At 63.6% G+C, this 17,686-nt stretch carries 16 protein-coding genes; 9 read left to right on the top strand and 7 right to left on the bottom strand.

The window, feature by feature from the left end:
- Nucleotides 1-9 precede the first annotated feature (9 nt).
- The gene (locus CFR80_RS00965; protein ID WP_010513849.1) at nucleotides 10-864 is read right to left on the bottom strand and encodes a squalene/phytoene synthase family protein; all 855 of its coding nucleotides are present in this window, start codon (nucleotides 862-864) and stop codon (nucleotides 10-12) included.
- 129 nt (nucleotides 865-993) lie between these two features.
- Between CFR80_RS00965 and CFR80_RS00960 the strand changes: the two genes are divergently transcribed.
- Complete coding sequence (locus CFR80_RS00960; protein WP_010513850.1) at nucleotides 994-1,602, top strand: superoxide dismutase; 609 nt, start codon at nucleotides 994-996, stop codon at nucleotides 1,600-1,602.
- Between the two features lie 191 nt (nucleotides 1,603-1,793).
- Here CFR80_RS00960 and CFR80_RS00955 read toward each other — a convergent pair whose 3' ends face one another.
- Together CFR80_RS00955 and yajC are read right to left on the bottom strand one after the other, a co-directional pair.
- Nucleotides 1,794-3,227 (bottom strand): sugar porter family MFS transporter, encoded by a 1,434-nt coding sequence (locus CFR80_RS00955; protein WP_010513851.1) that lies wholly within the window; start codon nucleotides 3,225-3,227, stop codon nucleotides 1,794-1,796.
- A 92-nt stretch (nucleotides 3,228-3,319) separates the two neighbouring features.
- Nucleotides 3,320-3,703: a preprotein translocase subunit YajC gene (gene yajC, locus CFR80_RS00950; protein ID WP_010513852.1), complete on the bottom strand. Its 384-nt coding sequence runs from the start codon at nucleotides 3,701-3,703 to the stop codon at nucleotides 3,320-3,322.
- Nucleotides 3,704-3,875: 172 nt separating this feature from the next.
- On the opposite strand from yajC, the gene CFR80_RS00945 reads away from it, so the two are divergent.
- From CFR80_RS00945 to mutT, 3 genes are all read left to right on the top strand, one after another.
- Nucleotides 3,876-4,742, top strand: coding sequence for an ATP-binding protein (locus CFR80_RS00945; protein ID WP_010513853.1), 867 nt, complete (start codon nucleotides 3,876-3,878; stop codon nucleotides 4,740-4,742).
- Nucleotides 4,743-5,027: 285 nt separating this feature from the next.
- Nucleotides 5,028-6,143 (top strand): aromatic ring-hydroxylating oxygenase subunit alpha, encoded by a 1,116-nt coding sequence (locus CFR80_RS00940; protein WP_167513886.1) that lies wholly within the window; start codon nucleotides 5,028-5,030, stop codon nucleotides 6,141-6,143.
- Nucleotides 6,140-7,150, top strand: a complete 1,011-nt coding sequence (gene mutT, locus CFR80_RS00935) for an 8-oxo-dGTP diphosphatase MutT (RefSeq protein WP_010513856.1) — start codon at nucleotides 6,140-6,142, stop codon at nucleotides 7,148-7,150. Before CFR80_RS00940 ends, mutT begins: the two co-directional genes overlap by 4 nt.
- Here the strand turns inward: mutT and CFR80_RS00930 are convergent.
- Nucleotides 7,147-8,073, bottom strand: a complete 927-nt coding sequence (locus tag CFR80_RS00930) for an SMP-30/gluconolactonase/LRE family protein (protein ID WP_010513858.1) — start codon at nucleotides 8,071-8,073, stop codon at nucleotides 7,147-7,149. The two genes, mutT and CFR80_RS00930, sit on opposite strands and share 4 nt — an antisense overlap.
- Nucleotides 8,074-8,154: 81 nt before the next feature.
- Between CFR80_RS00930 and CFR80_RS00925 the strand changes: the two genes are divergently transcribed.
- Nucleotides 8,155-8,913 carry a competence/damage-inducible protein A gene (locus CFR80_RS00925; RefSeq protein ID WP_029329371.1) on the top strand — a complete coding sequence of 253 codons (759 nt, stop codon included), beginning with the start codon at nucleotides 8,155-8,157 and terminating at the stop codon, nucleotides 8,911-8,913.
- 128 nt (nucleotides 8,914-9,041) lie between these two features.
- Here CFR80_RS00925 and CFR80_RS00920 read toward each other — a convergent pair whose 3' ends face one another.
- From CFR80_RS00920 to CFR80_RS00910, 3 genes are all read right to left on the bottom strand, one after another.
- Nucleotides 9,042-9,998 carry an acetyl-CoA carboxylase carboxyltransferase subunit alpha gene (locus CFR80_RS00920; protein ID WP_029329372.1) on the bottom strand — a complete coding sequence of 319 codons (957 nt, stop codon included), beginning with the start codon at nucleotides 9,996-9,998 and terminating at the stop codon, nucleotides 9,042-9,044.
- Between the two features lie 71 nt (nucleotides 9,999-10,069).
- On the bottom strand, nucleotides 10,070-10,987 hold the full coding sequence (locus CFR80_RS00915; RefSeq protein WP_048857064.1) for a tyrosine recombinase: 918 nt from the start codon (nucleotides 10,985-10,987) through the stop codon (nucleotides 10,070-10,072).
- A gap of 12 nt (nucleotides 10,988-10,999) precedes the next feature.
- Complete coding sequence (locus CFR80_RS00910; RefSeq protein ID WP_029329373.1) at nucleotides 11,000-11,221, bottom strand: hypothetical protein; 222 nt, start codon at nucleotides 11,219-11,221, stop codon at nucleotides 11,000-11,002.
- 130 nt (nucleotides 11,222-11,351) lie between these two features.
- On the opposite strand from CFR80_RS00910, the gene aroB reads away from it, so the two are divergent.
- From aroB to CFR80_RS00890, 4 genes are all read left to right on the top strand, one after another.
- Complete coding sequence (gene aroB, locus CFR80_RS00905; RefSeq protein ID WP_010513864.1) at nucleotides 11,352-13,085, top strand: 3-dehydroquinate synthase; 1,734 nt, start codon at nucleotides 11,352-11,354, stop codon at nucleotides 13,083-13,085.
- 277 nt (nucleotides 13,086-13,362) lie between these two features.
- On the top strand, nucleotides 13,363-14,586 hold the full coding sequence (locus CFR80_RS00900; protein ID WP_110507024.1) for an OmpA family protein: 1,224 nt from the start codon (nucleotides 13,363-13,365) through the stop codon (nucleotides 14,584-14,586).
- A 408-nt stretch (nucleotides 14,587-14,994) separates the two neighbouring features.
- Nucleotides 14,995-16,101 (top strand): OmpA family protein, encoded by a 1,107-nt coding sequence (locus tag CFR80_RS00895; RefSeq protein WP_010513866.1) that lies wholly within the window; start codon nucleotides 14,995-14,997, stop codon nucleotides 16,099-16,101.
- 381 nt (nucleotides 16,102-16,482) lie between these two features.
- Nucleotides 16,483-17,577: an OmpA family protein gene (locus CFR80_RS00890; RefSeq protein WP_110507023.1), complete on the top strand. Its 1,095-nt coding sequence runs from the start codon at nucleotides 16,483-16,485 to the stop codon at nucleotides 17,575-17,577.
- Nucleotides 17,578-17,686 lie beyond the last annotated feature (109 nt).

The following is a 17,686-nucleotide window of genomic DNA, read 5'->3' as shown; positions in this document are numbered from 1 at the left end:
GAACAATCCCTAGACCCACCCGCGCAATAGCGCGCCCATGACCGCCAGCCTGTCGCCCACGCCACGGGGGGACGCACTCCCATCGCCATCCACCCGCCCGCGCATGTCCCGCAGGCCAAGGACGGCGGGCAGCCCCGTGGCAAGGGCGGCACGCGGCAGGCGTGGCCCTTCACGCACCATGTCCAGCCATTCGCGTCCCTGCTGGCGCAATCCATCGCGCAGGGTGGCGATCTGGGCGGATGTGGCCTGCCCGGTCCGCAGGCCGTCGCGCGTCAGGCCGACATGCGCCAGCGCATCTTCGGGTAACGGGCAGCGACCCGCGCGCAGTACGGCAGGCAGGTAGCGCACCAGCGCCCCCACGCCATAAATCCCGCCCATAAGACGTATGCGCGCCAGCAGCGTGGATTCGGCAAACCCCGCGGCCTGCGCCATGGCGACCTGCACGCCCCCCGCGCCATCCAGCATGGACGCCTGCCATGCTGCCCGGTCGGGCAGGCCATCGAGTTCACATTCGCGTGCCGTGATGATGCCCTCCAGCGTTTCACGCCGCACCACGCCACGACCCAGCAGGTCCAGCAGGGCCACCGCCGTGTCGTGGCGCTGTGCATTGCCGCTTTCCAGCACATCGCGCCACCACTGCAACCGGATCAGGCCCGCCATCGGCCCTGCCACCGCCCATGACGCAGGGGTCGCAACCGCCCGCGTGCATTCATGGTTGAAGGCGATCAGCACCATCGCCGCCAGACGGGCGGCCGGTGGTACGAACAGCGCGCAGAAGAAGCGGTCCGGGTCGGCACGACGCGCGTCATGCAGGAACGACGCCCCCCCTGCCACCGGCGGGCATGCATCCATCTGGCCCGTCATGGCGTTTGGTCCGGAAGGCGTGGCGCGGGGGTGTTCATACGTCCGTCACTTGACGCACCCGCTCCGCACCCATAGCAATCTTGGTATGGCGGCTTCATGCCGCTCCTTGCAATTCCCAGGAGAATGTTCATGGCTTTCGAATTGCCGTCCCTTCCCTTCGCCTACAATGCCCTTGCCAACCGTGGCATGTGCCAGGAAACGCTGGAACTGCATCATGACAAGCATCATCAGGCCTATGTGACGGCGCTGAACGGATTTGTCGAATCCAAGCCGGAACTGCAGGGCAAGTCGCTTGAGGAAATCATCCTCATGGTCAAGGGCAAGCCTGACCAGGCGCCCGTGTTCAACAATGCGGGACAGCACTGGAACCACATCCTGTTCTGGCAGAACCTTGCCCCCAAGGGCGGCGAGATCCCTCACGCCCTGTCCAAGAAGCTGGTCGAGGATTTCGGCAGCATCGAAAAGTTCAAGGCCGACTTCAAGGCAGCCGCCGCATCGCAGTTCGGCTCGGGCTGGGCATGGCTGGTTCTGGCTTCCGACGGCAAGCTGAAGGTGACCAAGACCGGCAACGGCTCCAACCCGCTGGCCGAAGGCCAGGGCAAGGTGCTGCTGGGTCTGGACGTGTGGGAACACTCCTACTACCTCGACTTCCGCAACCGTCGTCCCGACTACATCACCAACTACCTGGACAAGCTGGCCAACTACGAGTTCGCCGAAGCGCAGCTCCAGTCCGCCTGATTGCCTGTTTTCAGGTAACAGACCGAAAAACCCGGCCTTGCGCCGGGTTTTTTGCGTACAGGACTGTCTGGAACAGCCTGCCACGGACATATCGGGCGATCATAGGAGTGTTTCAGGACAGGCTGCCTTTTTGAAACAGGGCAGCGCCACACACCCCGGTTCTGATCAATGGGTCGTTGCGGGCGGTTTTCTCATACCCGCGAATGGGCCCGCGTGCCCAGCGCCCGCAGCGGGGTGCCGCGCATCAGTTCCACCTCGATCTGTTCCAGCGTCATGCCGCGCGTTTCAGGCACACGCAGCAGCACCATAACCATGAACACCGCATTCAGCCCGGCATATCCCCACAGCACCCGGTCCGCCCCCAGTATTTCCAGCCCGGTCAGGAACGTGGCGCTGACCAGCATGTTGGCCACCCAGTTGGCACAGGTGGAGCATGCCATACCGAACTCACGCCCGCGCAGCGGCAGGATCTCGGCACAGAGCAGCCAGGTCAGCGGTCCCGCCGCGAATGCGAACGCCGCGACGAACACCAGCATGAACACCCCCATAAGCAGCCGCATACCCGGCATGGGCGGCATGCCCCCCGCCACCATGGCCGCCTGCGCGCCCATGGCCAGCGCCATGACGGCAAACCCGCCGATCAGCATGGGCCTGCGCCCGATCCGGTCAACGCAGGTCGTGGCGATACAGGTGGACAGCAGGTTGATGATCCCGATTCCTACCGGTCCCCAGACCTGCACGTAATGGCCATACCCCGCCAGCCCGATGATGTAGGGTGCGTAGTACAGCACCGCATTGATGCCGGAAAACTGCTGCGCCACCTGCAGCCCCACCGCCAGCCACATGGCCCGGCGGCAGTTTGGGTCCTTCATGAAACTGCCGATCCCGTCGCGGCGGGCGGCCAGACGGGCCATGATGGCATTGCGTTCGGCCATGACCAGCCGGGGCAGGCCACGTAGTTCGATCAGCACGCGGCGCGCGTCGCGCTCACGCCCCTGCGCCAGCAGCCAGCGCGGGCTGGGCGGCAGGAACAGCACCCCCATCATGAACACAAGGCCAGGAAAACCCACCACGCCCAGCATCCACCGCCATCCGCCAAAATAGGAAAACAGCCCGTCGGATACGAATGCCGCCAGCAGCCCGCATGAAATCATGAGCTGGTAGCCCAGTATCATCGCGCCCCGACGCCCGGAATCAGCAATTTCGGCAATATAAAGTGGCGTGGCGAACGTGGTCGCCCCGGTCGCCAGCCCCAGCAGCAGCCGCGCCAGCATGAGCGAGCGGTACGACGTGGCTTCGGCGCATAACAGCGGCCCCACCACGAACAGGGCCGCTGTCAGCACCAGCGTGCGCTTGCGCCCGCAGCGATGCGACAGCCACGCCGCCCCCAGCACGCCCATTGCCGCCCCCAGCAGCATGACGCCAACCATGGATTCGCGCTGGAAATCCGACAGGACGAATTCCTGCGTGATCAGGTCCAGCGCACCGGACATGACCCCCGTATCAAGCCCGAACAGGATGCCGGACAATGCCGCCAGGCCACCAATCAACCCCGCGCGTCCGCGCAGGACCGGCCCATGCCGGATGGTGGGACCTGTCTCTGCATCGTCGCGCTGCCTGTGCATCCTGCCTGCTCCTGATGTTACAGGAAGCAACGGCAGAACACGGGTGAAGTTCACCCCTCATCCACGGTCGCGCGGGGATTAGGGGGCAGGACTTACTTCGCCGGCTTGTCAGGCGTGGAATCGTTGGCGGGCGTGGACGCGCTGGTAATGACCGAACCCAGGGTGTCGCGTATCACGGTCACCCGCACGCCCGGCGCGATTTCGACCTCGACCTCGTTCGATTCCGCCTGCACCTTCTGCACCACGCCGATGATGCCACCCGCCGTCAGCACCCGGTCGCCACGGCGCAGGGCGGCAATCTGGTTGCGTAGCTGCTTCTGCTTGACCTGCTGCGGGCGAATCAGCAGGAAATAGAAAATGGCGAACATGGCCACGTACGGCAGCACGGCCATGATGCCGTCACCACTGAGCAGCCCACCGCCAGCCGACTGGGCATGCGCGGGCGTTGTTAAAAAATCATTGATAATAGAAGGCATTACGATCTTTCCGGCATAATGAAGGATTGAACGGGTTGCGGGTTTGACATGCGGACCATAGTTTTCGCCTGTTTCCCGTCAAGGCGTTCGCCTGCCCTACCCGGCCAACGCGCTCCGGATCGCCTGGTGGCATGCGCCACCGCACTCAGTCATGCTGGAATCAGGAACGACGATGGACAGTACCGCCCTTCCCCTTCTCGAACGCATTGCCGCGGCCCTTGAACGGCTGTCCCCTCCCGCGCCCTCGCTTGCCGGGCTGGAGCAGGCGGACGCCTTCATCTGGCATCCCGGTCTTGGCCGCCTGACCGCCGTATCCCACGTCGCCCACGTGGACATGGGCCTGCTGCAGGGCATCAACCTGCAGCGCAAGATGCTGCTGGACAATACGCTGCATTTCGCCCGTGGCCTGCCCGCCAACAACGCCATGCTGTGGGGCGCGCGCGGCATGGGCAAGTCATCGCTGGTCAAGGCCGCCCACGCGCAGGCGAATCTGGTGGATGGCAAACCCGCCCCCCCGGGCAAGGGGCGGCTGGTGCTGGTTGAAATCCAGCGCGAGGACCTGTCCACGCTGCCCGACCTGCTGGCGCTGCTGCGTGAAAGCCCGCGCCGCTTCATCGTCTTCTGCGACGACCTGTCGTTCGAGCGCGAGGATGCGGATTACAAGGCCCTGAAATCGGTGCTGGACGGCGGCATCGCCGGGCGGCCGCAGAACGTGCTGTTCTACGCCACGTCCAACCGCCGCCACCTGATGCCGCGCGAGATGATCGAGAACGAAAGTTCGACCGCCATCAACACGTCCGAAGCGACGGAGGAAAAGGTCTCGCTGTCCGACCGCTTCGGCCTGTGGATCGGATTCCACAACTGCGCGCAGGACACGTTCATGGACATGGTGCGCGCCTATGCGAAGGAACGCAGCCTGCCGATCACGGATGCGGACCTGACCCGGCGCGCCAATGCGTGGTCGCTATCGCGCGGCGGCCGGTCAGGGCGTGTCGCGTTCCAGTTCATTGAAGACCTCAGCGCGGAACTTTCTGCGTGAACATGATCCATAACATGGATTGAACCCCGCCCTGCCTGTCATGCTGATGCCATTGCCCGCGCCCATGGCGGCAGCAGATGGAACAAGGAGGCAGCCGGGGAAATGGTCCAGCAATATATTACAAAACATTATGGCGCTGAACCATTTGCCCTGGGGGTAAAAAACATCCTTAATATCGCCATGGCGGCGCGATACGGTTGCACATGCCCTATCCCCGGCATGTGACCGGCATCCTGTCCCGTGGCGCATCCGGCTGCCATGCCCTGTTAACAGTCAAGAGAGACAATGGATCAGTCGTTATCGCCCGACAGCATGCAGTCCTCCGCCCCGGTTACCGGGCGGGATCTGCGCCGCATTCGTGCCAACCCCGATTTCTGGTACCCCGTCGCGTGGTCACGGGAACTGAAGCCGGGCAAGACCATAGGTACCCGCTATGCCGGGCAGCCCATTGCCCTGGTGCGCCCCAAGGAAGGCGGCAGCGTGTTTGCGCTGGAAGACCGCTGCGCCCACCGTCAGGTCCCGCTGAGCAAGGGCACCGTCAAGGGCGAGTCAGTCCAGTGCTGCTACCACGGCTGGGCCTATGGCCGGTCGGGCCGCTGCATTGACGTACCCTATCTGGGCAAGGGCAAGCTGCCCAACGGCGTGCGTACCTACCCCGTGCGGGAGGTTGACGGCCTGATCTTCGTTTTCCCCGGAGACCCGGCCGAGGCAGAGACAACACCCTTCCCCCGTCTGGCGGAAGTGGCCAACCCTGCCTACAAGACCCGCCGCTTCGGCCAGCTTGTGCACTGCCACTACAGCTTCATGCACGAGAACCTGATGGACATGAACCATCAGTTCATGCACATGAAGCAGATGGGGCAGATGAAGCCCCGTTTCCTGGGGCAGGAACGTGGCCCCGGGCTGGTGGAAGCCCGCTACAGCTTTGCCCGCACCAGCGGCAAGCAGCCGATTGGCGAGGCGCTGATCTTTGGCCAGAAGCGTGATAACAGCGAAAAGTTCGCCCATCGCGACGTCATGACCATCCGCACGGTCTATCCTTACCAGACGCTTCATATCCAGACGGGCGACAGCGCTCCGGTCATGGACCTGTGGATTGCATATGTGCCGCAGGACGAAGCGGAACTGACCAACCGGGTGTTCGGGCTGCTGTCGATCAAGCGGCCGGGCGTTCCGGGGCTGCTGGATCTGGCATGGCCGTTCCTGACCGCGTTTACCGAACGGATTTTCCGTGAAGACCGCGAGATCGTGGAACTGGAGCAGAACGCCTGGTACGAACAGGGGGGCGACCGCAACCAGGAAATCTTCCCGGTCATATGCAACCTGCGCGAACTGCTGGTGGAATGCGGACTGCCAGCCGGACAGGACGCGCCCGTCGCAAGGGGCGCCTCAAGCGCATGAGCGTGCAGGGAATACATGGTTCCGGCACCTTACTGGAGGCCGGTGAATACCGCCTGCGTGAAGTCCGCACATCTGATGCGGGCACCATGCACAGGCTGATAAATGACTGGAGCGTGGTGCGGATGCTCAGCCGCGTTCCATTCCCCTACTCGCTTGCGCTGACCGAGGAATGGATCGCCGCGACCATTGAACAGTCGCGGCGCGGGGAAGCCTATCATTTCGCCATTACGTGCCCTTCATCCGATGCGCCGGATTCGCTGATCGGGTGCATCGGGCTGCGCATCAATGCCACCGACCGGTCCTGCTCGCTGGGGTACTGGGTGGGGCGTGCGCACTGGAACCGCAAGGTCGCCACCACCACGGCGGGCCGTCTGGCGCGCTGGGCACTGGCCAACCTGCCGGTTGAACGCCTCACCGCATCCGCGGCACATGACAACCATGCCTCCATCGCCGTGCTGCGCCGGATCGGTTTCCGGGAAAATGGAACGGGGTCGCAGGAATTCGTCTCACGCGGGGGGGAATACCCCGTCCGCCTGTTCGAGGCGCGCCACGCCGACCTGTCGGGGGAAGCAATGGCCGAGGAAATGGCCCAGGTGGCGGACAGCACCCGCAAGGTCGTGCTGGTCGCGGCCGTGGCACTGGTGGATTCGGATGCCCGCGTGCTGCTGGCCCGACGGCCAGAAGGCAAGTCGATGGCGGGGCTGTGGGAATTCCCCGGCGGCAAGGTCGAAACGGGAGAAACGCCCGAACAGGCCCTGATCCGCGAACTAGATGAAGAACTGGGACTGGATGTCGCCCGTTCCTGCCTTGCGCCGTTTACGTTCGTTTCCCACGATTACGGGCATTTTCACCTGCTCATGCCCGTCTATGTCTGTCACCGGTGGAAAAACACCCCCACCCCGCGGGAGGGACAGACACTGGAATGGGTGGCGGCCGACAGGCTGCGCGATTACCCCATGCCCGATGCCGACCGTCCCCTGATCCCGCTGCTGCAGGACCTGCTTTAACCCAGCGGAATATCCCGCAGGGCTGCCAGTTCGGCAGCGGGGAACGGAACAGGCTGCTGTCCCGGCACGTCCACCTGAAAACTGAACAGGCTGCCCGCCTGCGGCATCTGCGCCAGACGGTCGGGCGGTGTATTCTTCCGCGCCGTCGTAATATACGCCGTGCGCAGATCCGGCCCGCCAAAGGCCACCTTGGTCACGTTCAGCGCCCCCGGCACGGGAATGGACGGCAGGGGCGTGCCATCGGGCCGGAAACGCACGATCCGTCCCCCGTTCCATACGCCAACCCAGAGATTGCCCTCGCTATCGACCACCACGCCGTCGGGATAGCCATCACTGATCCGCGCAAACACCTGCCGGTTCGACAGGCTGCCATCTTCGGCCAGATCGAACACGTAAATGATCCCGGCAGGGGAATGATTGTGGTACAGCCGCCGCCCGTCGGGGGAAACGCCGGGGCCATTGGTGACGATATATCCCTCATCATGGCGCAGGACATTCAGGCCCGTCCCCTCGCGGGTGACAGAATACAGGGCACCGCTGGGCGTGCTTTCACCATCGTCCATGGTGCCGAACCACAGCCGCCCCTTCGAATCGACACTTCCGTCATTGATGCGGTTGCCGGGCAGGTCGGGTTCTACCGCAACGTCCCTGCAAAACACGCCGGTTGCCGGGTCCAGACTGTACAGCCCATCTTTCAGCCCGCACATGAGCGTGCCGTCACTGACCGGCGCCACGAAACCGGGGCGTTGCGGCGCGGACCATGACGCGCGCGCACCACTGGCGGGATGAAAACGGTGGATGGCCAGACCTACGATATCGACAAAATAGAGCGCCTGTTCCCGCACGGACCATACGGGTCCTTCGCCCAGTTCCGCCCGGATGTCCCAGACACAGTGCGGTTGCGGCATTGCTGCGGTGTTCATAGCTTCTCCTTCCGGTAGGCTTGCTGTCGTTATAGGGTGGGGGGAAATGCTCCCGCCCGCAACCTAGTGGAAACATGCATCATGAACCCCACCGCCTGCCTGCTGGTCATAGGTAATGAAATCCTGTCCGGCCGCACACAGGACGTAAACGTGCAGTATATCGCCCGCCGCCTGTCTGAAACCGGCATTACGTTAAGCGAGGTCCGGATCATTCCGGACATCCGCGCCGTGATCGTACGCAACGTGACCGAAGCCCGCGCGGCGTATGACAATGTCTTTACCACGGGCGGCATCGGGCCGACGCATGACGACATCACCTCCGCCTGCGTCGCGGAATCGTTTGGCGTGCCATGGGTCCACCACCCCGAAACCTTCCGCCTGCTGGAAGCGCACTTCCCCCCGAACGAATTCAATCCCGCGCGCCAGCGCATGGCCACGATGCCGCAGGGGGCCGTGCCCATCCGCAATTCCGTTTCGGTCGCACCCGGCTTCACCATGGGCAACGTACATGTCATGGCGGGCGTGCCGCGCATCATGCGCGCGATGTTCGAGGAAGTCCTGCCCACCCTGCCCCATGGCACCCCGGTCATATCTCGGGCATGGCATGCCAATGGCCTGTATGAAGGCACGCTGGCCGCAGGGCTGGAAACAATACAGCAGCGCCATCCCGACATTGATATCGGATCCTACCCCTACCGCCTTGATGAAAGCTGCCGGGGTGTGTGCCTGTTATGCAAGGGAACGGATGTGGAGGGCGTGAAGGCCGCGTCCGACGCCGTGCGCGACCTGATCGAACGCCTGGGCTTCACGCCACAGGCGGGGGAACCGGTAAAAGGCTGAAGGGTCGCCTGAAACGCCTGCCCGGCAGGCAGCAGGAGACCATAAAAAGTTTGGGTGTCGCCTTTTTTGAAAAAGGCGACACCCGAAAACTTTTACCAGCGCGGCTCACAGCATCATAACGGCGCAGGTCAGGCGACGGCTTCACGCCCCATGGCGAGGAATTTTTCACGCCGCTGCGCCTTGAGCAGAACAGGGTCCTTGGCCTGCAGGCCCGGCAGTTCCGCCGCAATGGCGTCGCCCACCGCGCGAATCGCGGCGGCAGGTTCGCGCTGCGCGCCACCCAGCGGTTCGGGAATGATGCGGTCGATCAGGCGCAACTGCAGCAGGTCCTGCGCCGTCAGCTTGAGTGCATCCGCCGCCGTGGAAGCCTGCTTGGGATCACGCCACAGGATGGAAGCACAGGCCTCGGGCGAGATCACGGAATAGATGGCATGTTCCAGCATCATCACCCGGTCGCCCGCACCCAGCGCCACGGCACCGCCTGACCCACCTTCGCCAATGACGGTGGCAATCACCGGCACCGGCACGTTCAGGCAGGTTTCAATGGAGCGCGCGATGGCTTCCGCCTGCCCGCGCGCTTCCGCATCGATCCCCGGCCATGCGCCGGACGTGTCGATGAAGGTCAGGACCGGCAGGCCGAATCGCCCGGCCAGCTTCATCAGACGCTGCGCCTTGCGATAGCCTTCGGGCCGGGCCATGCCGAAATTATGCTTGAGCCGCGTTTCGATCTCGGCCCCGCGTTCGGTTCCGATCACCACTACCGGCGTACCCTTGAACCGGCCGATACCGCCAATGATGGCCTTGTCATCGCCAAACAGCCGGTCACCGGCCAGCGGGGCGAATTCGGTTATCAGCGCATTGATGTAATCAATCGTATGCGGGCGCTGGGCATGGCGGGCCACCTGCACCTTCTGCCACGGCGTCAGCTTGGCATAGGCCGCACGCAACTGCCGGTCGGCTTTTTCACTCAACCGGGTGATCTCTTCGGCGATGTTGATCCCGTCCGGACCGGACATCCTGCGAAGCTCGTCGATCTTGTTCTCAAGTTCGGCGACCGACTTTTCGAAATCTAGAAACTGGCGCATGCGCTGCCGATAGCACAGCCTGCACGCCAGCCAAACATTTTCACGCAGGGAATCCGCCCTGCCATGCATTTTTATCCACGCCCGTCCGCGCCGGACAGCGGATGATGCTGCGCCACCGCGTCGCGCAGGCGGTCAAGCATCACATGGGTATAGATCTGGGTGGTGGCGATGTCGGCATGGCCCAGCAGCACCTGCAGCGCCCGCAGGTCCGCCCCATGGGCCAGCAGGTGCGTGGCGAAGGAATGCCGCAGCACATGGGGCGACAGCCGCTGCGGGTCCAGCCCCGCCCGCAGCGCCACATCATGCAGGATCCGGTCAAAGCCCTGCCGCGTCATGGGCCGGGCGGGGCCGCGACCGGGAAACAGGTAGGGACTTTTCCGCGCGGAATCCATGTCCATCAACGCACGGGCGGCGGCGCGGGCGCGGGCGGACATGGGCACCATGCGTTCGCGCCCGCCCTTGCCGCGCACCAGCATCATGCCCGGCGCCGCATCCAGCGCGCGGCGCGGCAGCGACAGCAGTTCGGATATGCGCAGCCCCGATGCATACAGCATTTCCAGCGCGGCCCGCGCCACAAGCAGCCTGCGCCTGCGGGCGGGTGTCGCATCATTTTCAGGCTCACACGCCGCCAGAAGCGCCGTGACCTCCGCTTCCGACAGGAAACGCGGCAGGGTCATGTCCAGACGCGGGGCGTCCAGCAGGGCGGCGGGGTTGTCGGGCCGCAGTTCCTCACGGGCAAGGAACAGGAAATACTGCTTGATGCAGGACAGCCTGCGGGCCTGCGTGCGGGGGGCCAGCCCCTGCCGCGCCAGACCGGACAGGTAGTCACGCAGGTCCGCCTCCCCCGCATCCAGCGCGGAGACACCGCGCGCATGCAGCGCTCCGGTCATGTCCTCCAGGTCACGGGCGTAGGCCTGGATGGTATTCAGCGCCGCCCCGCGCTCGGCCGCCTGCATTTCCAGAAAGGCGTCAACCGCGTTCCCGACCATGGGGCCTGCCGCTTACTGCGCAGCGGTTGGGGCTGCGACCGGGGCCAGCGGTGCCACGGGCAGGGCCGCAGGCATGCCCAGCGGCGCGGGGGCCGGCGCCACGGGGGCGGCAAAGGCGATATCCTTGTGCACATCCTGCTGCACCAACGCAGGCGGAAAGGCACCCAGCGAGAAGAATCCCCCTACCCCACACACGACCAGAACGCCCATCACGGCAATAACAATACGGATCATCCAACCGCTTCCCATATCCTGCACACCCCGGCCATCCACAATCCGGACCGGATACACGCTTTTGCGCGCATGGCCGGGCGTTCGTGCGGACTCTACCGGTTCCGTCCTGCTGTATGTTAGGTTGCGCGCCATGTCACGCCAGATTCCCCCCGACCGGCCCGGTCCGGCCACGCCATCGCGCGCCATCCCGCTTGACCTCAATGCCGTCGGCCCCGCCAGGCCACGACAGGCGGGCAGCGGGCGCACCATCGTGCTGGTCGGGCTTATGGGCGCAGGGAAAACGACGATCGGCCGCATCCTCGCCGCGCGGCTGGGAGTGCCGTTTGTCGATTCGGATGAGGAAATCGAACGCGCCGCCGGCTGCACCATCGCTGACCTGTTCCACAAATACGGCGAACCCGAATTCCGCCGGGGGGAACGGCTGGTCATCCGCCGCCTGCTGTCCGGGCCGCCCGTGGTGCTGGCGACGGGCGGGGGCGCATTCATGGATTCCCGCACGCGGGCGAGCGTGCGCGAGCATGCCGTTTCCATCTGGCTGCGCTGCCCGCTGCCGGTGCTGGTGCAGCGCGTGGCGGACCGCACGCACCGCCCCCTGCTGAATGCCGCCCCGCCGCATGCGGTACTGGCGGACCTTATGCGCCTGCGCCATCCGGTCTATGCCGAGGCCGATATCATCGTGGATTGTGGAGACGATAACGTGGAACACAGCGCCGACCATGTCATTCAGGCCCTGAAGCATAACCGGCAGCCGCTGCGGGTGCCCGTACGGCTGGACCGCGCCAGCTATGAGGTCGTGATCGGTCCCGACGTGATCCGTCGCGCCGGCGCGCTGCTGGCCCCCGTCCTGCCGCAGAAACGCGTGATGATCCTGACGGACGAAACGGTTTCCCCCCTGCACCTGCCCCGGCTGCTGGAAGGGCTGGAGGAAACCGGAATCCGTGCGGAGGTCATCACCATTCCCCCCGGGGAAGGGTCAAAGACCATCGGCATGTACGAACGCGTGACCAACGCCCTGCTGGAAGCGCATGTCGAACGCGGCACCACGGTCGTGGCGCTGGGCGGTGGCGTGGTGGGGGACCTGGCCGGATTCTGTGCTGCCACCACGCTGCGTGGCCTGCCCTTCGTGCAGATCCCGACAACGCTGCTGTCGCAGGTGGATTCGTCCGTGGGGGGCAAGACCGGCATCAACACACCGTTTGGCAAGAACCTGCTGGGGGCATTCCACCAGCCCATCGCGGTGCTGGCCGATACATCGACCCTGGCCACCCTGCCGGTGCGCGAACTGCGCGCGGGCTATGCCGAAATCGTCAAGTCGGGGCTGCTGGGCGATGCCGCGCTGTTCGACTGGTGCGAACGCCACGGGGCAGCGGTGCTGGCGGGCGATCCGGCCATGCAGGCCGAAGCCATCCGCATGGCCTGCGCGTTCAAGGCGCGCGTGGTGGTTGCCGATGAGCGCGAGGAACGCAAGGCCGATGGCCGTGCGCTGCTCAACCTCGGCCATACCTTCGGCCACGCGCTGGAGGCGGAAATGGGCTATAATGGCAGCCTGCTGCATGGGGAGGCCGTGTCCATCGGGCTGCGGCTGGCGTTCATGCTGTCGGTCCGGCTGGGTTACTGCCCGGCGGAAGACCTTGAGCGCGTGACCCGTCACCTCGAACGCCTGTCCATGCCCGCACGGATCAGCGATACGGGTCGGAATTTCTCTGCCGCCCAGCTGGTTCGCAACATGCAGCGCGACAAGAAGATGCGCGATGGCCGTCTGTCTTTCGTACTGGTCCGCGGCATTGGCCGGGCCTTTACCTGCCGTGACGTGCCCGATGACGTCGTGCTGGAGATACTGCGCGCGGATGGCTGCACGCCCTGACCCCAACACGTCCGTGTGATATTTTTACAACGTCCCTGCCCTGCCATCCGGCGGCAAAGGGGCATTTAATATTATCTCAACCTTTGCCCCGCACAACGATCCAGCCATGGATCGGGTGCGGGCAGGTTGCCCGGCATTCCCGCTTCCGCACCCTTCCGCTGGCATTGCGACAACGGCCCATGGGCCAATTGTATCAACATGCATCAGGCCAGTGTGGAACATGCCCCCATCTCCACAAAAAAGAAGGCGTCTGATCAAGTATCTTAAGGACGGGAATATGCGTCTTCGCGCGGCATTACTGGCGACTACACTTGGCGCGGCACCCTTGGGCACCGCCATGGCCACAACGATAACAGGGCCGTATGTCGGCATTGGCGGCGGCTATGACCTGACCCAGACCCAGCATGCCCATGGCTTTGACCGTGACACGTATGAGAGCGAGAGCGGGAAGATCAGAAATGATCCGGCGGTGAATGCGCGGAACCTGTACGACGCCCATTCGCGCGAACGCATGCAGCATGGCGATGGCTGGACCGGGTTCGCCAACTTCGGCTGGGGATTCGGCAACGGCCTGCGTGCGGAAATCGAAGGGGTCTATAACTGGTCGGCGCTGACCGGGTACAGCGCGGCCTACGGCACCGGCAGCCACGTCAGCGGCCGGACCAACGGCAGCGACCGGTCATATGGCGGATTCGTCAACGTGCTGTATGACATCGACCTCAAGCGCCTGTTCGGCATCGATGTGCCCGTCACGCCGTTTGTCGGTGTCGGTGTCGGTGCCGGTTACCTGTGGCAGAACGTGAACGCCAGCACCGTCGTTCCCGGTGGCATCAGGCCCGGCGGCACGGCAACCGTCAGCCAGGACGGCACGAATGGCAGCTTCGCCTATCAGGGCATTGTTGGCGCAGCCTATGACATTCCCGGCGTGCAGGGCCTGCAGATGACCACCGAATACCGCATGATCGGGCAGGTGGAATCCTTCGCGATGGGCAATATCAACCAGCGCGTGAACGACCCCGCGTCCGACCATAACAACCTGCGCTATGACCACCGGTTCAACCACCAGTTCATTGTCGGCGTACGGTACGCGTTCAACCATGCCCCGCCGCCGCCGCCGCCCGCACCCACCGTCGTGCCGCCCGCGCCGACTGCGGCGCGCACCTATCTGGTGTTCTTTGACTGGGACGGTGCCGCCCTGACCGGTCGCTCGCGTGAGATCGTGGCGCAGGCAGCCCAGGCGTCCACCCACGTCCAGACAACCCGTATCGAGGTCAATGGCTACACCGACAATTCCGCCGCCCATCCCGGCCCCCGTGGCGAACAGTACAACATGGGCCTGTCCATGCGCCGCGCGGACAGCGTGAAGGCCGAACTGATCCGTGATGGTGTCCCGGCCAGCGGCATCGACATTCACGGCTATGGCGAAGCCCACCCGCTGGTGCCCACCGGGCCTGACACACGCGAACCCCAGAACCGCCGTGTCGAGATCATCCTGCACTGACGGCGTGTTCTGTAATAAATTGATAAATACGGACATTCACGAGGGGGAGCACACGGCTCCCCCTTTCCATATCGAATCGTTTTGGGACGCGTCAGGCGTAAAAACCAGCCCTTCGGTTTCCGGTACTGTCCTATGCAAAATAAATGGGTCTAATATCGGACTTCCAAAAAAACCTTATAAAATCGGGACTTTTCACGGAACTTGCCAAACAGCCCTGAAAGATATGTGTGTTTTTCGCCACACCTCATGGGCATGCGGCATTTTGCCCATTCTCAAGTCGGTCCAGACAGGCTAATCCCCGCATCATAGCTTGCGGGTAATCTCAGGCTGCCCTGTCTCGGGGCAAATCCATTGCCCGAACCACAAGATGGGGCTTTGCCCTGCAACAACAGAGTTAAGGACTGAAACATGCGTCTACGCGCAGCGTTACTGGCTACCAGCCTGCTGGCAGCGGCACCTTTCGCCGCCAAGGCAACCACCATCACCGGCCCGTATGTTGGCATCGGCGGTGGTTATGACCTGACCCAGACCCAGCATATGCATGATGCTGACATCAAGAATGGCCAGAACGGCAACGATGACGGTGGCGCACATGTCCGCCACGGCCATGGCTGGACCGGCTTCGCCAATGTTGGCTGGGGTTTCGGTAACGGCCTGCGCGCCGAAGTCGAAGGTGCCTACAGCTGGACCGCCATCAACAGCGTCGGTTCCGAGAAGACCAAGGGCCATGACCGTTCGTATGGCGGCTTCGTCAACGTGCTGTATGACATCGACCTGAAGCGTCTGTTCAACATCGACGTGCCTGTCACGCCGTTCGTCGGTGCCGGTGCCGGTTACCTGTGGGAAAACGCGAATGTCACGGGCATGTCCTCCGGCGCCCAGATGAAGGGCACGAACGGCAGCTTCGCCTATCAGGGTATCGTCGGTGCGGCCTACGACATCCCGGGCGTGTCTGGCCTGCAGATGACCACCGAATACCGCATGGTTGGTCAGGTTGAAGACTTCGGGATGGGCAACATCCACGCTTCCGGTGGTGGCTACACGAGCGCCGAGCGCTTCGATCACCGCTTCAACCACGAGTTCATCGTCGGTGTCCGCTACGCGTTCAACAACGCGCCGCCGCCGCCGCCGCCGGCCCCTGCCGTCGTGCCGCCCGCACCGACCGCAGCCCGCACCTATCTGGTGTTCTTCGACTGGGACGGCGCAGCCCTTACCGGCCGCTCGCGTGAGATCGTGGCAGAAGCTGCCCAGGCGTCCACCCACGTCCAGACGACCCGTATCGAGGTCAACGGCTACACCGACAACACCTCGGCCCACCCGGGTCCGCGCGGTGAGAAGTACAACCTTGGCCTGTCCATGCGTCGTGCTGACAGCGTGAAGGCTGAACTGATCCGTGATGGTGTGCCCGCCAACGCCATCGACGTCCATGGTTACGGTGAAGCCCACCCGCTGGTGCCGACCGGCCCCGACACGCGTGAGCCGCAGAACCGTCGCGTCGAGATCATCCTGCACTGATCCCGACCAACCGGTCTCAGAAGAAAGGGAGCACTTTGTGCTCCCTTTTTTTGTTGCCCGGGTTTTAAGGTCAGGACCAAGTCGCGACGCCCCGTGTTCCTTCTGCCACAAAATACTCTAAATCTTTTATTAATACTCTAAATCTTTTATTAGGGTATTGTTTCCAGTGGGACGCTCCCCACATACTTACTTGTTAATAAATAGAAAAAGTTTCTGTCCCGTTCGGTGCAGCACCGGTGTTACCTTTATGCTGCTGTGTGGCCATAAATTGGACGCAACCACAGGCAACACACTGTGTTTAAGGGGGATGGATTGATTGCTTACGCATCCCGCACATGATGTGCCCTATAAAGAAGTAATAATGTGAGGAAGGACGAACATATGCGTCTCCGCTCTGCCCTGCTGGCAACTAGCCTGCTGGCCGCGACACCGCTGGCCGCCAAGGCCACCACCATTACCGGCCCGTATGTTGATATCGGGGGCGGCTATAACCTGACACAGACCCAGCACGGTCACTTCGCCGATACGGAAGACGGCCCGGGACGTGAAAAGCTGGGCCACCGCCACGGCTGGACCGGTTTTGGCGCGGTTGGCTGGGGCTTCGGCAACGGCCTGCGAGCGGAAGTCGAAGGCGACTACAACTGGTCCGAGATCTACAGCGAGACCCGCGGTGACAAGGGCAGCGACCGGTCCTATGGCGGCTTTGTCAACGTGCTGTATGACATCGACCTGAAGCGCCTGTTCAACATTGACGTGCCTGTCACGCCGTTCGTCGGTGTTGGTGCGGGCTACCTGTGGCAGAACGCGCATGATGTCACGGTGGGCAACTCCCCCGGTCGCAGCATGAGCGGCACGAAGGGCGGCTTCGCCTATCAGGGCATTGTTGGTGCGGCCTATGACATTCCCGGCATTCCTGGCCTGCAGATGACCACCGAATACCGCATGATCGGCCAGCCCTCGTCCTTCACGATGGGCAATTACACCGCCAGCGGCCCGTATGATTCGGGACATGCCAGCTTCGATCACCGCTTCAACCACCAGTTCATCGTCGGTGTCCGCTACGCGTTCAACAGCGCGCCGCCGCCGCCGCCGCCGGCCCCTGCCGTCGTGCCGCCCGCACCGACCGCAGCCCGCACCTACCTGGTGTTCTTCGACTGGGACGGCGCAGCCCTTACCGGCCGCTCGCGTGAGATCGTGGCAGAAGCCGCCCAGGCGTCCACCCACGTCCAGACGACCCGCATCGAAGTCAATGGCTACACCGACAACACCTCGGCCCACCCGGGTCCGCGCGGTGAGAAGTACAACCTTGGCCTGTCCATGCGTCGTGCTGACAGCGTGAAGGCTGAACTGATCCGTGATGGTGTGCCCGCCAACGCCATCGACGTCCATGGTTACGGTGAAGCCCACCCACTGGTGCCGACCGGCCCCGACACGCGTGAGCCGCAGAACCGCCGCGTCGAGATCATCCTGCATTAATGTAAAGAAAAGAAAGGAGGCTTTGATCTGCCTCCTTTCCCCTTTCATCCGCCCCGCATTATACTGTATGACATATTCGCCATATGCAGTTTGCCCGCCACACGATGGC

It is taken from the genome of Komagataeibacter oboediens (genome assembly GCF_003207815.1).
Classification (GTDB): domain Bacteria; phylum Pseudomonadota; class Alphaproteobacteria; order Acetobacterales; family Acetobacteraceae; genus Komagataeibacter; species Komagataeibacter oboediens.
The sequence above is the reverse complement of the archived record's forward strand: the minus strand, read 5'-3'. Positions and strand labels throughout refer to the sequence as shown.

What these genes read in the sequence shown, in the direction of transcription:
- CFR80_RS00965 (WP_010513849.1), bottom strand. Translation starts at nt 864, where the DNA reads ATGACGGGCCAGATGGATGCATGCCCGCCGGTGGCAGGGGGGGCGTCG.
- CFR80_RS00960 (WP_010513850.1), top strand. Translation starts at nt 994, where the DNA reads ATGGCTTTCGAATTGCCGTCCCTTCCCTTCGCCTACAATGCCCTTGCC.
- CFR80_RS00955 (WP_010513851.1), bottom strand. Translation starts at nt 3,227, where the DNA reads ATGCACAGGCAGCGCGACGATGCAGAGACAGGTCCCACCATCCGGCAT.
- yajC (WP_010513852.1), bottom strand. Translation starts at nt 3,703, where the DNA reads ATGCCTTCTATTATCAATGATTTTTTAACAACGCCCGCGCATGCCCAG.
- CFR80_RS00945 (WP_010513853.1), top strand. Translation starts at nt 3,876, where the DNA reads ATGGACAGTACCGCCCTTCCCCTTCTCGAACGCATTGCCGCGGCCCTT.
- CFR80_RS00940 (WP_167513886.1), top strand. Translation starts at nt 5,028, where the DNA reads ATGGATCAGTCGTTATCGCCCGACAGCATGCAGTCCTCCGCCCCGGTT.
- mutT (WP_010513856.1), top strand. Translation starts at nt 6,140, where the DNA reads ATGAGCGTGCAGGGAATACATGGTTCCGGCACCTTACTGGAGGCCGGT.
- CFR80_RS00930 (WP_010513858.1), bottom strand. Translation starts at nt 8,073, where the DNA reads ATGAACACCGCAGCAATGCCGCAACCGCACTGTGTCTGGGACATCCGG.
- CFR80_RS00925 (WP_029329371.1), top strand. Translation starts at nt 8,155, where the DNA reads ATGAACCCCACCGCCTGCCTGCTGGTCATAGGTAATGAAATCCTGTCC.
- CFR80_RS00920 (WP_029329372.1), bottom strand. Translation starts at nt 9,998, where the DNA reads ATGCGCCAGTTTCTAGATTTCGAAAAGTCGGTCGCCGAACTTGAGAAC.
- CFR80_RS00915 (WP_048857064.1), bottom strand. Translation starts at nt 10,987, where the DNA reads ATGGTCGGGAACGCGGTTGACGCCTTTCTGGAAATGCAGGCGGCCGAG.
- CFR80_RS00910 (WP_029329373.1), bottom strand. Translation starts at nt 11,221, where the DNA reads ATGATCCGTATTGTTATTGCCGTGATGGGCGTTCTGGTCGTGTGTGGG.
- aroB (WP_010513864.1), top strand. Translation starts at nt 11,352, where the DNA reads ATGTCACGCCAGATTCCCCCCGACCGGCCCGGTCCGGCCACGCCATCG.
- CFR80_RS00900 (WP_110507024.1), top strand. Translation starts at nt 13,363, where the DNA reads ATGCGTCTTCGCGCGGCATTACTGGCGACTACACTTGGCGCGGCACCC.
- CFR80_RS00895 (WP_010513866.1), top strand. Translation starts at nt 14,995, where the DNA reads ATGCGTCTACGCGCAGCGTTACTGGCTACCAGCCTGCTGGCAGCGGCA.
- CFR80_RS00890 (WP_110507023.1), top strand. Translation starts at nt 16,483, where the DNA reads ATGCGTCTCCGCTCTGCCCTGCTGGCAACTAGCCTGCTGGCCGCGACA.